Genomic DNA, 14,034 nt, shown 5'->3' with positions numbered 1-14,034 from the left:
TTTTGCGGCGTCGCCATTTGTTAGCTGAAGCCGGAAATGGTATAGTCAGCGACTTCCGTTTGGCAGTTACGACCTGCGATAACGGCAGTGAGAGCCGTGTAAAACACGGCTTTTTTGCGCCAGCGTGCAAGGTATTCAGAAACCGTTGTATTTCTGATTAAAGGAAATAATTACGCGTTATGTCGTCCGAAAATCAATTACAAGCCGATGACCAGCTCGGGGCTGGCCCCCACCACGTGGCCATCATCATGGATGGCAACGGTCGCTGGGCAAAGAATCAAGGCAAATTGCGTATCTCTGGTCATAAAGCGGGAGTGAAATCGGTTCGTCGCGCCGTAAGCTTTGCCGTGAGCAACAAGCTCGATGCGCTCACGCTTTATGCCTTTAGTAGCGAAAACTGGAACCGTCCGCCGCAGGAAGTGATGGCGTTGATGGAGCTTTTCGTTTGGGCGCTCGACAGCGAAGTTAAAAGTCTGCATAAGCATAATGTTCGTTTGCGAATTATTGGTGACATCAGTCGCTTTAATTTACGCTTACAAGAGCGTATTCGCCGTGCTGAGGAACTTACTCAACAAAATAATGGACTAACGCTCAACATTGCCGCGAATTATGGCGGCCGTTGGGATATTATCCATGGCGTAAGACAAATTGCTGAACAGGTGCAGGAAGGATTACTTCGTCCCGATCAGATCGAGGAAGAGACCCTGGAGAAGCATCTTTGTCTTAGCAAGCTGGCGCCAGTGGATCTGGTAATAAGGACCGGGGGAGAACATCGCATCAGTAACTTCCTGCTGTGGCAAGTGGCCTACGCAGAGTTTTACTTTACTGATGTTCTTTGGCCTGATTTTGATGAACAAGTTTTTGAAGGTGCAATGAATGCTTTCTCACATCGAGAGCGTCGGTTTGGCGGCGCAGCACCTGGTAGCGCCTGAGCGCACTGGGGGTAACCTTTGCTGAAGTCTCGCTTGATTACAGCGTTCATACTGATTCCGGTGGTGATTGCCGCATTGTTCTTGCTGCCGCCGCTGGGCTTCATGATTACCACTCTGGTGGTATGCATGCTGGCCGCATGGGAATGGGGCCAGTTCGCGGGCTTTGCATCCCGTACTCAACGTATCTGGCTGGCCGTGCTTTGCGGCCTGCTGCTCGCCTTAATGATGCTGACGCTTCCGGTGTATCAGCACTCTGTGCAGTTACCTCAAATCAGTTTCTGGCTGTGGGCGTCGCTCGGCTGGTGGATTGTGGCGCTGGGATTAGTGCTGTTTTATCCGGCCTCCGCGGCGCTGTGGCGTCAGTCGCGCATTCTGCGATTAGTGTTTGGTGTCCTGACGATTGTGCCTTTCTTCTGGGGCATGCTGGCATTACGCCAGTATCATTATGATGTCGATCATTATGCAGGTGCCTGGTGGCTACTGTATGTGATGTTTCTGGTTTGGGGTGCAGATTCAGGCGCCTATATGTTTGGCCGCCTGTTTGGCAAACACAAGCTGGCACCCAAAGTGTCGCCAGGTAAAACCTGGGAAGGCTTCTTTGGTGGATTACTGACGTCAGCGCTGATCTCATGGCTGTTTGGCATGTGGGCACCGCTGGCTGTCCAGCCGGGCACCTTGTTAATCTGTTCAGTCACCGCGGCGTTAGCATCGGTACTGGGCGACCTGACAGAAAGTATGTTTAAACGCGAAGCAGGGATTAAAGACAGCGGAAATCTGATTCCGGGTCACGGTGGCATTCTTGACCGTATCGACAGTCTGACGGCCGCAGTGCCGGTATTTGCCTGTCTGCTGTTGCTGGTTTTCAGGAACCTTTAAGGGACGCAATTGCTATGTTGAGCATACTCTGGAGCCTGGCTGCCTTTATCGTTGCGCTGGGCGTGTTGATTACCGTCCACGAGTTCGGCCACTTCTGGGTCGCCCGTCGCTGTGGCGTAAAAGTTGAGCGCTTTTCTGTTGGCTTCGGTAAGGCGCTGTGGCGTCGCCGTGATAAGCAGGGCACCGAGTATGTGATTGCGCTGATCCCGTTGGGTGGCTACGTTAAGATGCTTGACGAGCGCGTCGAAAGCGTGCCGCCTGAGTTGCGCCATCAATCCTTCAATAACAAAACCGTGCTGCAGCGTGCATCTATTATTGCCGCTGGCCCACTGGCTAACTTTATTTTCGCTATCTTTGCTTACTGGCTGGTATTTATTCACGGCGTACCTGGCGTTCGCCCGGTGGTTGGTGAAATAGTAAGCGGTTCGGTAGCGGCAGAGGCGCAAATTGCGCCAGGTATGGAACTAAAAGCAGTAGACGGTATCGAAACGCCTGATTGGGATGCGGTTCGAATGGCGCTGGTGGCAAAAATCGGCGACGAGGAAACCACCGTTAGTGTTGCGCCGTTTGGCTCATCGCAATCAACGGAAAAAAAGCTCAATTTGCGTAACTGGCAATTCGAGCCTGATAAGCAAGATCCGGTGGTGTCACTGGGGATTCGTCCACGTGGGCCAGAGATAGAATCTGTGCTGGCAGAAGTGCAGTCTGGCTCACCTGCAAGTGAGGCAGGTTTGCAAGCTGGCGACAGGATCGTTAAAGTCGATGGTCAGCTGTTAGAGCAATGGCAGAGTTTTGTTACTCAGGTACGTAATAATCCGGGTAAAGACATTGCTTTAGACGTGGAGCGCCAGGGTGAAGTGGTCCGATTGACGCTGACCCCTGAAGCTAAGCCGGATAACAGTGCTGAAGGTTTTGCTGGGGTAATCCCGCGCATTGTTCCACTGCCGGACGAATATAAAACGGTGCGTCAGTATGGTCCGTTTGCGGCAATTGGTCAGGCCACGGATAAAACCTGGCAACTGATGAAGCTGACGGTCGGCATGCTTGGCAAGCTGATAACCGGTGATGTTAAGCTGAATAATCTGAGCGGGCCGATTTCGATCGCGCAGGGTGCCGGGATGTCAGCTGAGTACGGTGTGATCTATTATCTGATGTTCCTCGCGTTAATTAGCGTGAACCTCGGGATTATCAACCTGTTCCCATTACCGGTTTTAGATGGTGGTCATCTGCTCTTTCTGGCGATCGAAAAGATCAAAGGAGGACCGGTGTCCGAGCGAGTTCAGGACTTCAGTTATCGTATCGGCTCGATTTTGCTGGTGCTGTTAATGGGGCTTGCACTATTCAATGATTTCTCTCGCTTGTAGCCGCCGCAAGGCGCATGCAGGCTCGGGATGTGTTAGGAAGAACGCATAACAACGATGGCGATGAAAAAGTTGCTCATAGCGTCGCTGCTGTTTAGCAGCGCCACCGTATACGGTGCAGACGGGTTCGTAGTGCAGGACATTCATTTCGAAGGGCTGCAGCGAGTTGCCGTCGGTGCGGCCTTGCTTAGCATGCCTGTGCGCGTAGGGGATACGGTGTCTGACGATGACATCAGTAATACCATTCGCTCCCTGTTTGCGACCGGAAACTTCGAAGACGTTCAGGTCCTGCGTGACGGCACTACGCTGATCGTGCAGGTTAAAGAACGTCCGACCATTGCCAGCATCACTTTCTCCGGTAACAAAGCGGTGAAAGAAGACATGCTTAAGCAGAACCTGGAAGCCTCTGGTGTGCGCGTTGGCGAAGCACTGGACCGCACCACTATCTCGACTATCGAGAAAGGTCTGGAGGATTTCTACTACAGCGTGGGTAAATACAGCGCCAGCGTAAAAGCTGTCGTTACGCCGTTGCCGCGTAACCGTGTCGATCTGAAACTGGTATTCACCGAAGGTGTTTCTGCCAAGATTCAGCAGATCAACGTGGTAGGCAATAAGGCGTTCAGCTCTGAAGAGCTGATCTCCCGCTTCCAGCTGCGCGACGAGGTGCCGTGGTGGAACGTGGTTGGCGATCGTAAATACCAGAAACAGAAACTGGCCGGTGACCTTGAGACCCTGCGCAGCTTCTATCTGGATCGCGGTTATGCACGCTTTAATATCGATTCGACTCAGGTCAGCCTGACGCCGGATAAAAAAGGCATTTATATCACCATCAACATTACTGAAGGCGATCAGTACAAGCTTTCTGGCGTGGTGGTGAACGGTAACCTGGCAGGTCACTCAGCTGAAATTGAGAGCATGACCAAAATCAATCCAGGTGAGCTGTACAACGGCGCGAAAGTGACCCGTATGGAAGACGACATCAAGAAAATGTTGGGTCGTTATGGCTATGCCTATCCACGCGTGGTGACTCAGCCAGAAATTAACGACGCTGATAAAACCGTTAAGCTGCACGTTAACGTTGATGCGGGCAACCGCTACTACGTGCGTAAAGTGCGTTTCGAAGGTAACGATACGTCGAAAGATTCCGTTCTGCGTCGCGAAATGCGCCAGATGGAAGGCGCATGGCTGGGCAGTGACCTGGTTGAGCAGGGTAAAGAGCGTCTGAACCGTACCGGCTATTTTGAAACCGTCGAAACCGACACCCAGCGTGTCCCGGGCTCACCGGATCAGGTCGATGTGGTATACAAAGTTAAAGAACGTAACACCGGTACCTTTAACTTCGGTGTCGGTTACGGTACGGAAAGTGGCGTCAGCTTCCAGGTGGGTGTTCAGCAGGAAAACTGGCTGGGTACCGGTAATACCGTGGGTATCAGCGGTACCAAGAACGATTACCAGACCTATGCTGAGTTCTCTCTGACCGATCCGTACTTTACCGTTGATGGTGTCAGCCTTGGTGGCCGCATCTTCTACAACGACTTTAAAGCGGATAACGCGGACCTGTCTGACTATACCAACACCAGTTATGGTGTTGACGGTACGCTGGGCTTCCCGATTAACGAAAACAACACCCTGCGTGTTGGTTTAGGTTACGTGCATAACGACCTGTCCGATATGCAACCGCAAATCGCGATGTGGCGTTATCTGGACTCTGTTGGCGAGAACCCTAACCGAACCCAGCGCAGTGAATACTCGGCTGATGACTTCACCTTTAACTATGGCTGGACGTATAACAACCTGGACCGTGGATTCTTCCCGACTTCAGGTAACCGTACAAACCTGAATGGTAAAGTCACTATCCCTGGTTCTGACAACAGCTTCTATAAAGTGACGCTGGACAGCCAGCAGTACATGCCGATCAACGACGATCGTACCTGGGTACTGTTAGGTCGTGGTCGTCTGGGCTACGGTGATGGCTTAAGCGGTAAAGAATTGCCGTTCTACGAAAACTTCTATGCCGGTGGTTCCAGCACCGTGCGTGGTTTCCGTTCGAACAACATCGGTCCGAAAGCGGCCTACTACAATAACAACTCGTCAACCTGTTCCGGCTCTCAGCCGATTTGTAACTCTGACGATGCGGTTGGTGGTAACGCGATGGCAGTCGCCAGCATGGAGCTGATTACGCCAACGCCATTCCTCAGTGAGAAGTATTCTAACTCGGTGCGTACATCGCTGTTCGTCGATGCCGGTACCGTTTGGGATACCAACTGGGAAAATACCGCCGAGACTCGCGCTGCAGGCGTGCCGGATTACAGCAAGCCTAACAACGTACGTGTGTCTGCCGGTCTGGCGCTGCAGTGGATGTCTCCACTCGGCCCGCTGGTGTTCTCCTACGCGCAGCCGGTTAAAAAGTATGAGGGAGATAAAGCAGAGCAGTTCCAGTTTAACATTGGTAAAACCTGGTAACTTCCTGCGCATGGAAGCGACTCAAGTGAGTATCGCGTTGTCACACGGCAGCCTCGTTGCTGCCGATGTCACGCAAAACATGTGTCTGTGACACGAACGGTGATGGTAAGGAGTTTATAGTGAAAAAGTTGTTGTGTGCCGCAGGTCTGGGTCTTGCTTTAGCTGTTTCAGCTGGCGCTCAGGCTGCTGACAAAATTGCAGTGGTAAACGTTTCCAGCATTTTCCAACAGTTACCGCAGCGTGCGACAGTTGCGAAACAGCTTGAAAATGAATTTAAAGGCCGCGCAAGCGAACTACAGAACCAGGAGCGTGATCTGCAAACTAAAATGCAGCGTCTGCAGCGTGACGGTTCAACCATGAAGGCCAGCGATCGCAGCCGCATGGAAAAAGACATTATGACGCAGCGCGAAGCGTTCTCCACGAAAGCTCAGGCTTTCGAGCAGGATAACCGTCGCCGTCAGAGTGAAGAACGTAACAAAATCCTGAGCCGTATTCAGGATGCAGTGAAGAAAGTGGCTGACAGCGAAGGTTACGACGTTGTTATCGATGCAAACGCGGTTGCGTATGCCTCTAATTCCAAAGACATCACTGCTGATGTACTGAAACAGGTTAAATAAGACATGTCTTCAATTCGACTGGCTGATTTAGCCCAGCAGTTGGATGCAGAATTGCACGGAGATGGCGATATCGCCATCTCCGGCATTGCTTCTATGCAATCCGCCCAAAACGGTCAGATCACTTTTTTAGCAAACAGCCGCTACCGCGAGCAGCTCGCAACCTGCCAGGCTTCAGCCGTGGTGCTGACGGAAGCGGATCTGGAGTGGTGCCAAAGCGCCGCGCTGATCGTAAAGAATCCGTATCTGACTTATGCCCGTATGGCGCAACTGTTGGATACCACGCCGCAACCGGCCAGTAATATTGCACCGAGCGCGGTTATTGATACTGCTGCGAAGCTCGGTAACAACGTCTCAGTGGGCGCAAATGCGGTCATCGAATCCGGCGTTGAGCTGGGTGACAATGTGGTGATTGGTGCCGGCTGTTTTATCGGTAAAAACACCCGCATCGGTGCTGGCACACGGCTTTGGGCCAATGTTTCTGTCTATCACGAAGTACGCATCGGTGAACAATGCCTGATCCAGTCGGGGACGGTGATTGGCGCAGATGGCTTCGGATACGCTAACGATCGCGGCAATTGGGTTAAAATCCCCCAGCTTGGCACCGTGATCATCGGCGATCGGGTAGAGATAGGTGCCTGTACCACTATCGACCGTGGTGCGTTGGATAACACTCAAATCGGCAATGGTGTTATCATTGATAACCAGTGCCAGATTGCACATAACGTTGTGATTGGCGACAATACCGCAGTTGCGGGTGGCGTTATCATGGCGGGCAGCCTGACTATCGGGCGCTACTGTATGATTGGTGGCGCAAGCGTAATTAATGGTCACATGGAAATTTGTGACAAAGTTACGGTCACTGGTATGGGAATGGTGATGCGACCAATCACTGAACCTGGGGTATACTCTTCAGGAATTCCGCTGCAACCCAACAAAACCTGGCGCAAAACTGCGGCGTTGGTGATGAACATCGATGAAATAAGCAAACGCTTAAAAGCCATCGAGCGCAAAGTCGACAAAGACTAAGCAAACATCCCGCGTCTGACCGGCTTTCATAATTAAAACATGCTAAGCAGGGAAAGCTACGCGCACGGAAACTGAATTTGCGGCCTGCGGACGATTCTGATCGTTGCAGGCCGTGTTATTGATGCCATCAGATTTTTTTTAGGACAGGAAGAGTATTTTGACTACTGAAACTCATACTCTGAAGATTGAAGAGATTTTAGAGCTGCTGCCGCACCGTTATCCTTTTTTGCTGGTAGATCGCGTACTGGATTTTGAAGAGCACAAGTATCTGCGTGCTGTGAAGAACGTATCTGTCAATGAACCGTTTTTCCAGGGGCATTTCCCTGGCAAGCCGATTTTTCCGGGCGTATTGATTCTGGAAGCGATGGCGCAGGCGACCGGTATTCTGGCGTTTAAAAGCGTTGGTAAACTGGAACCTGGCGAACTGTACTATTTTGCAGGCATCGACGAAGCACGCTTCAAACGCCCTGTGGTACCTGGCGATCAGATGATCATGGAAGTCACGTTCGAAAAAACCCGCCGTGGTCTGACGCGTTTTAAAGGCGTGGCAACCGTTGACGGTAAAATTGTCTGCGAAGCAACAATGATGTGTGCCCGCAGCCGGGAGGCATAATCCGTGATAGACCAAACCGCCGTAATCCATCCGAGTTCAATTGTTGAAGAGGGTGCCGTTATTGGCGCTCGCGTTCATATTGGCCCATTTTGCTTTATTGGCGCTAACGTTGAGATTGGTGAAGGCACCGTACTGAAATCGCATGTGGTGATTAATGGCCACACGCGCATTGGCAAAGATAATGAGATCTACCAGTTTGCTTCGATCGGTGAAGTAAATCAGGATCTCAAATATGCCGGTGAACCGACGCGTGTGGAAATTGGCGATCGCAACCGCATTCGCGAGAGCGTCACTATCCACCGTGGAACCACTCAGGGCGGTGACGTCACGAAAATTGGCAGCGATAACCTGCTGATGATCAATGCGCACATCGCGCATGACTGCGTGGTCGGTAACCGCTGTATTTTTGCCAATAATGCTACGCTCGGTGGCCATGTCACAGTCGATGATTTTGCGATTATCGGCGGCATGACGGCGGTTCATCAGTTCTGCATCATCGGTGCACACGTGATGGTCGGCGGTTGTTCCGGTGTGGCCCAGGATGTACCGCCATTTGTGATTGCGCAGGGTAACCACGCAACCCCTTATGGTATCAACATCGAAGGGCTTAAACGCCGTGGCTTCAGTAAAGAAGCGCTGCACGCGATTCGTAATGCCTACAAACTGCTGTATCGCAGTGGCCGCACGTTGGATGAAGTGAAGCCTGAAATTGCTGAGATTGCGCAGGCGCATCCTGAAGTGCAGCCCTTCTACGATTTCTTTGCGCGTTCAACGCGAGGTCTGATTCGTTAACTCATGCTAAAGCGTCCTTTAACGATTGCCCTTGTCGCCGGAGAAACCTCCGGCGATATTCTTGGTGCCGGATTGATCCGCGCGCTGAAAGAAAAACATCCTGACGCCCATTTCGTCGGCGTGGCTGGCCCGTTGATGCAGGCGGAAGGCTGTGAAGCCTGGTATGAAATGGAAGAGCTGGCGGTGATGGGCATCGTCGAGGTGGTAGGGCGTCTGCGCCGTCTGCTAAAGATCCGTCGCGATCTGACCCGGCGCTTTAGCGCATTGCGGCCTGATGTGTTTGTCGGCATCGATGCGCCTGACTTTAACATCACCCTTGAAGGGCGGCTAAAGCAGCGCGGAATCCGCACTATTCATTACGTCAGCCCGTCAGTCTGGGCGTGGCGACAAAAACGGGTTTTCAAAATCGGCAGATCAACCGACCTGGTGCTGGCATTTCTGCCATTTGAAAAAGCGTTTTATGACCGTTTTAATGTTCCTTGCCGCTTTATTGGCCATACCATGGCCGATGCGATGCCGTTGCAGCCGGATAAACTGGCCGCACGTCAGACGCTGGGTATACGCGAGGATGCACGTTGTCTGGCGCTGCTGCCAGGCAGTCGCGGGGCGGAAGTGGAGATGCTTAGCGCCGATTTCCTGAAAACCGCGCAGTTACTGCGTACTAAGTGGCCGGATCTGGAAATTGTGGTGCCGCTGGTGAATGCTAAGCGTCGCGAACAGTTCGAGCGTATCAAAGCGGAAGTGGCCCCGGACTTGCCGATGCATTTGCTGGATGGTCATGGCCGTGAAGCTATGGTTGCCAGCGATGCTGCTCTGCTGGCATCGGGTACTGCGGCGCTGGAGTGTATGCTGGCGAAATGCCCGATGGTAGTAGGCTATCGCATGAAGCCGGTGACTTTCTGGCTGGCCGAACGGCTGGTGAAAACCGATTATGTCTCGTTGCCGAATTTGCTGGCCGGGCGTGAGCTGGTACCTGAACTGCTGCAGGATGAGTGTCAGCCAGAGAAACTGGCTGCAGCGCTGGAGCCGTTGCTGTCTGGCGGTGAAAAGCGTGATGCGCTGCTGGCGACCTTCCACGAGCTGCATCATCAAATCCGCTGGAATGCGGACCAACAAGCGGCAGAAGCCGTGCTGGAGTTGGCCAATGTCTGAGTTTATTTATCCACTGGCGCACCGTATCGCCGGTGTTGATGAAGTGGGGCGCGGCCCGCTGGTTGGCGCTGTAGTCACCGCTGCGGTGATCCTCGATCCGGCCAGGCCGATCGTCGGTTTAGCCGATTCGAAAAAGCTGTCAGAAAAGCGTCGGCTGGCATTGTACGATGAGATTAAAGCCAACGCGCTGGCGTGGAGTTTAGGCCGCGCCGAGCCGGAAGAGATCGACCAGCTTAATATCCTGCATGCCACCATGCTGGCGATGCAGCGTGCGGTGGCGGGTCTTTCACTGGTGCCGGATTACGTGCTGATTGACGGTAACCGCTGTCCGGCATTGCCGATGCCGGCGATGGCCGTGGTGAAAGGCGACAGCCTGGTCGCTGAAATCAGTGCTGCCTCAATCATTGCCAAAGTGACGCGTGACCGCGAGATGGCCGAGCTGGATGTGGAATTTCCGCAGTATGGTTTTGCTCAGCACAAAGGTTATCCGACCGCGCTGCATATGGAAAAACTGACGCAACACGGTGCCACCGTGCACCACCGCCGCAGTTTTGCGCCGGTGCGTAATGCGCTGCTGGATGCAGAAGTCAGAAATACACGGTAGCCAATAGCGGCTCCTCTACAAACATGTAGCGGCGGCGTTTTTAGCCGCCCGTGGCGCAACGACTCAAATTACCCGATTTAAGCATTAACCGGAGCTGGAAAGATTTATGGCTGAACCTCGTTTTATTCACCTGCGCGTTCATAGCGATTACTCCATGATTGATGGACTCGCCAAAACCGCTCCGTTGGTGAAAAAAACGGCGGCGCTCGGCATGCCTGCTGTCGCGATTACTGACTACACCAACCTGTGCGGTCTGGTGAAGTTCTACGGTGCGGCACATGGTGCCGGGGTTAAACCGATTATTGGTGCCGACTTTATGGTGTCCAGCGAGCTGATGGGCGATGAGCTGACCCATATTACCGTGCTGGCCGCCAACAACACCGGTTATCAGAATCTGACATTACTGATTTCCCGCGCCTATCAGCGTGGTTATGGCGTGGCCGGGCCGATTATCGATCGTGACTGGCTGGCCGATCTGCAGGAAGGATTGATACTGTTATCCGGTGGCCGCCGTGGTGATGTGGGTAAAAGCCTGCTGCGCGGTAATCCGGCGTTGGTGTCGCAGTGCCTGGAGTTTTATCAGCAACACTTTCCGAATCGCTACTATCTGGAACTGATCCGCACCGGCCGCCCGGATGAAGAGAGCTACCTGCATGCCGCCGTTGAGCTGGCAATTGCTGAAGGTATTCCGGTGGTGGCGACTAATGAAGTCTGCTTTATTAATGCAGAAGACTTCGATGCGCATGAAATCCGCGTGGCGATCCACGATGGTTTTACCCTCGACGATCCCAAACGTCCGCGTAACTACAGTCCTCAGCAATATTTGCGCAGCGAAGAGGAGATGTGCGAGCTGTTCTCGGACATTCCGGAAGCGCTGGAAAACAGCGTAGAAATTGCTAAGCGTTGTAACGTCACCATTCGTCTGGGCGAATACTTCTTGCCGCAATTCCCGACCGGCGAGATGACCACCGAAGATTTCCTGGTACTGAAATCTAAAGAAGGTCTGGAAGAGCGTCTGGAATTCCTGTTCCCGGATCCGCAAGTACGCGCTGAAAAACGCGTGGAATATGATGACCGCCTCGATATCGAACTGAAAGTTATCAACCAGATGGGCTTCCCCGGTTACTTTCTGATCGTTATGGAGTTTATCCAGTGGTCGAAGGACAACGGCGTGCCGGTTGGCCCTGGTCGTGGTTCCGGTGCTGGTTCACTGGTGGCGTACGCCTTAAAAATTACCGACCTCGATCCGCTGGAGTTTGATCTGCTGTTCGAACGCTTCCTTAACCCGGAGCGTGTGTCGATGCCTGACTTTGACGTCGACTTCTGTATGGAAAAGCGCGATCAGGTGATTGAGCACGTGGCCGAGATGTATGGTCGCCAGGCGGTATCGCAGATTATTACCTTTGGTACTATGGCGGCGAAAGCGGTAATCCGCGACGTCGGTCGTGTACTGGGGCACCCTTACGGTTTTGTCGATCGTATTTCGAAACTGGTGCCGCCCGATCCGGGCATGACGCTGGAAAAAGCCTTCGCCGCTGAACCGCAGTTGCCGGAAATCTATGAGGCGGATGAAGAGGTTAAAGCGCTGATTGATATGGCGCGTAAGCTGGAAGGGGTAACGCGTAACGCCGGTAAGCACGCCGGTGGTGTGGTGATCGCACCGACGCAAATTACCGATTTTGCACCGCTGTACTGCGATGAAAACGGTAATCATCCGGTTACCCAGTTCGATAAAAATGACGTCGAGTATGCCGGGCTGGTGAAGTTTGACTTCCTTGGTCTGCGTACCCTGACCATCATCGACTGGGCATTGAAAATGATCAATGCCCGCCGTGAGAAGCAGGGTGAGCCGCCGATTGATATCGCTGCCATCCCGCTGGATGACAAGAAAAGCTTCGACATGCTACAGCGCTCGGAAACCACTGCGGTCTTCCAGCTTGAATCGCGCGGCATGAAAGATCTGATCAAACGCCTGAAGCCTGACTGCTTTGAAGATATGATCGCTCTGGTGGCACTCTTCCGCCCTGGTCCGCTGCAGTCGGGAATGGTAGATAACTTTATAGACCGTAAGCATGGTCGCGAAGAGATTTCCTACCCGGATATTCAGTGGCAGCATGAGTCACTGAAGCCGGTACTGGAGCCAACCTACGGCATCATCCTGTATCAGGAACAGGTTATGCAGATTGCGCAGGTGCTGGCCGGATACAGCCTTGGCGGCGCGGATATGCTGCGTCGCGCAATGGGTAAAAAGAATCCGGTCGAGATGGCCAAACAGCGCGGTGGCTTCGAGGACGGAGCGAAATCTCGCGGCATTGATGGCGAACTGTCGGTTAAAATCTTCGATCTGGTAGAGAAGTTCGCCGGTTATGGCTTCAACAAGTCGCACTCCGCCGCGTATGCTTTAGTCTCTTACCAGACGCTGTGGCTGAAAGCGCACTATCCGGCTGAATTTATGGCGGCGGTAATGACCGCCGATATGGATAACACCGAAAAAGTGGTGTCGCTGGTGGACGAGTGCTGGCGCATGGGCCTAAAAATTCTGCCGCCGGATATTAACTCGGGCCTGTATCATTTCCACGTCAATAATGACGGCGAGATTGTTTACGGTATTGGCGCGATCAAAGGTGTGGGTGAAGGTCCGATCGAGGCGATCCTCGAAGCGCGTAATGAAGGCGGCTATTTCCGCGAGCTGTTTGATCTCTGCGCGCGCACTGATACTAAAAAAATTAACCGTCGGGTGCTGGAAAAGTTGATCATGTCCGGGGCGTTCGATCGCCTGGGGCCGCACCGTGCTGCGCTGATGAGCGCGCTGGGCGATGCGCTGAAAGCTGCCGATCAGCACGCCAAAGCCGAAGCTATCGGCCAGGCTGATATGTTTGGCGTGCTGGCCGAGGCGCCGGAGCAGGTGGAGAAATCCTATTCCGACGTCACGCCGTGGCCGGAACAGATTCAGCTGGACGGTGAGCGCGAAACGTTAGGGCTTTATCTCACCGGCCATCCGATCAATCAGTACCTGAAAGAAATTGAGCGCTATGTTGGTGGTACGCGCCTGAAAGACATGCACCCGACCGATCGTGGTAAGATCACCACGGCTGCCGGTCTGGTGGTGGCGGCCCGCGTAATGGTAACAAAACGCGGTAACCGTATTGGCATCTGCACGCTGGACGACCGTTCTGGTCGGCTGGAAGTGATGTTGTTCACAGATGCGTTAGATAAGTACCAGCAGCTGCTGGAGAAAGACCGTATCCTGATCGTCAGCGGACAAGTCAGCTTTGATGACTTCAGTGGTGGCCTTAAGATGACCGCCCGTGAACTGATGGACATCGACGAAGCACGCGAAAAATATGCACGCGGGCTTGCTATCTCGCTGACGGACAGGCAAATTGATGACCAGCTTTTGAACCGTCTCCGTCAATCCCTGGAACCCCATCGTTCGGGAACCATTCCGGTACATCTCTACTATCAGAGAGAGGATGCGCGGGCGAAGCTGCGCTTCGGTGCAGCGTGGCGTGTATCGCCCAGCGATCGTTTACTTAACGATCTACGTTCGTTGATAGGATCGGAGCAGGTGGAACTGGAGTTTGACTAAAACAGGAAT

Annotated in this window: 11 protein-coding genes; all 11 read left to right on the top strand. The window is 53.1% G+C overall.

All coding sequences use genetic code 11. From position 1 onward, the window contains the following. Positions 1-179 precede the first annotated feature (179 nt). A complete protein-coding gene (gene ispU / locus ACP3TC_RS17225) occupies positions 180-932 on the top strand; it encodes a (2E,6E)-farnesyl-diphosphate-specific ditrans,polycis-undecaprenyl-diphosphate synthase (protein ID WP_313855863.1) in 753 nt (250 codons plus the stop codon). 18 nt (positions 933-950) lie between these two features. Next, positions 951-1,808, top strand: coding sequence for a phosphatidate cytidylyltransferase (gene cdsA / locus ACP3TC_RS17220; protein WP_426816906.1), 858 nt, complete (start codon positions 951-953; stop codon positions 1,806-1,808). Positions 1,809-1,822: 14 nt separating this feature from the next. Further along, positions 1,823-3,172, top strand: coding sequence for a sigma E protease regulator RseP (gene rseP, locus ACP3TC_RS17215; protein ID WP_313855867.1), 1,350 nt, complete (start codon positions 1,823-1,825; stop codon positions 3,170-3,172). A 54-nt stretch (positions 3,173-3,226) separates the two neighbouring features. Next, positions 3,227-5,632: an outer membrane protein assembly factor BamA gene (gene bamA, locus ACP3TC_RS17210; RefSeq protein ID WP_313855870.1), complete on the top strand. Its 2,406-nt coding sequence runs from the start codon at positions 3,227-3,229 to the stop codon at positions 5,630-5,632. A gap of 119 nt (positions 5,633-5,751) precedes the next feature. Beyond that, a complete protein-coding gene (gene skp, locus ACP3TC_RS17205) occupies positions 5,752-6,249 on the top strand; it encodes a molecular chaperone Skp (protein ID WP_313855873.1) in 498 nt (165 codons plus the stop codon). Positions 6,250-6,252: 3 nt separating this feature from the next. Beyond that, entirely contained in the window at positions 6,253-7,275 is a 1,023-nt protein-coding gene (gene lpxD, locus ACP3TC_RS17200) for a UDP-3-O-(3-hydroxymyristoyl)glucosamine N-acyltransferase (RefSeq protein ID WP_313855875.1), read from the top strand. A 157-nt stretch (positions 7,276-7,432) separates the two neighbouring features. Continuing rightward, a complete protein-coding gene (gene fabZ / locus ACP3TC_RS17195) occupies positions 7,433-7,888 on the top strand; it encodes a 3-hydroxyacyl-ACP dehydratase FabZ (RefSeq protein ID WP_007893924.1) in 456 nt (151 codons plus the stop codon). 3 nt (positions 7,889-7,891) lie between these two features. After that, complete coding sequence (gene lpxA / locus ACP3TC_RS17190) at positions 7,892-8,680, top strand: acyl-ACP--UDP-N-acetylglucosamine O-acyltransferase (protein ID WP_313855877.1); 789 nt, start codon at positions 7,892-7,894, stop codon at positions 8,678-8,680. A 3-nt stretch (positions 8,681-8,683) separates the two neighbouring features. Next, entirely contained in the window at positions 8,684-9,832 is a 1,149-nt protein-coding gene (lpxB, locus tag ACP3TC_RS17185; RefSeq protein WP_426816905.1) for a lipid-A-disaccharide synthase, read from the top strand. Beyond that, the gene (gene rnhB, locus ACP3TC_RS17180; protein ID WP_426816904.1) at positions 9,825-10,436 is read left to right on the top strand and encodes a ribonuclease HII; all 612 of its coding nucleotides are present in this window, start codon (positions 9,825-9,827) and stop codon (positions 10,434-10,436) included. The genes lpxB and rnhB overlap by 8 nt, the downstream gene beginning before the upstream one ends. A gap of 106 nt (positions 10,437-10,542) precedes the next feature. After that, on the top strand, positions 10,543-14,025 hold the full coding sequence (dnaE, locus tag ACP3TC_RS17175; protein WP_313855882.1) for a DNA polymerase III subunit alpha: 3,483 nt from the start codon (positions 10,543-10,545) through the stop codon (positions 14,023-14,025). Positions 14,026-14,034: the final 9 nt, after the last annotated feature.

This window comes from Winslowiella sp. 2C04, from assembly GCF_050037805.1.
In the GTDB taxonomy this organism is placed as follows: Bacteria; Pseudomonadota; Gammaproteobacteria; order Enterobacterales; family Enterobacteriaceae; genus Erwinia; species Erwinia toletana_A.
Note: the sequence above shows the minus strand (reverse complement) of the source record. Positions and strands in the feature narration are given on the sequence as shown.

Excerpts from the sequence above, each read along its gene's own strand:
- ispU (WP_313855863.1), top strand. The coding sequence starts at position 180 with ATGTCGTCCGAAAATCAATTACAAGCCGATGACCAGCTCGGGGCTGGC.
- rseP (WP_313855867.1), top strand. The coding sequence starts at position 1,823 with ATGTTGAGCATACTCTGGAGCCTGGCTGCCTTTATCGTTGCGCTGGGC.
- bamA (WP_313855870.1), top strand. The coding sequence starts at position 3,227 with ATGGCGATGAAAAAGTTGCTCATAGCGTCGCTGCTGTTTAGCAGCGCC.
- lpxD (WP_313855875.1), top strand. The coding sequence starts at position 6,253 with ATGTCTTCAATTCGACTGGCTGATTTAGCCCAGCAGTTGGATGCAGAA.
- lpxB (WP_426816905.1), top strand. The coding sequence starts at position 8,684 with ATGCTAAAGCGTCCTTTAACGATTGCCCTTGTCGCCGGAGAAACCTCC.
- rnhB (WP_426816904.1), top strand. The coding sequence starts at position 9,825 with ATGTCTGAGTTTATTTATCCACTGGCGCACCGTATCGCCGGTGTTGAT.
- dnaE (WP_313855882.1), top strand. The coding sequence starts at position 10,543 with ATGGCTGAACCTCGTTTTATTCACCTGCGCGTTCATAGCGATTACTCC.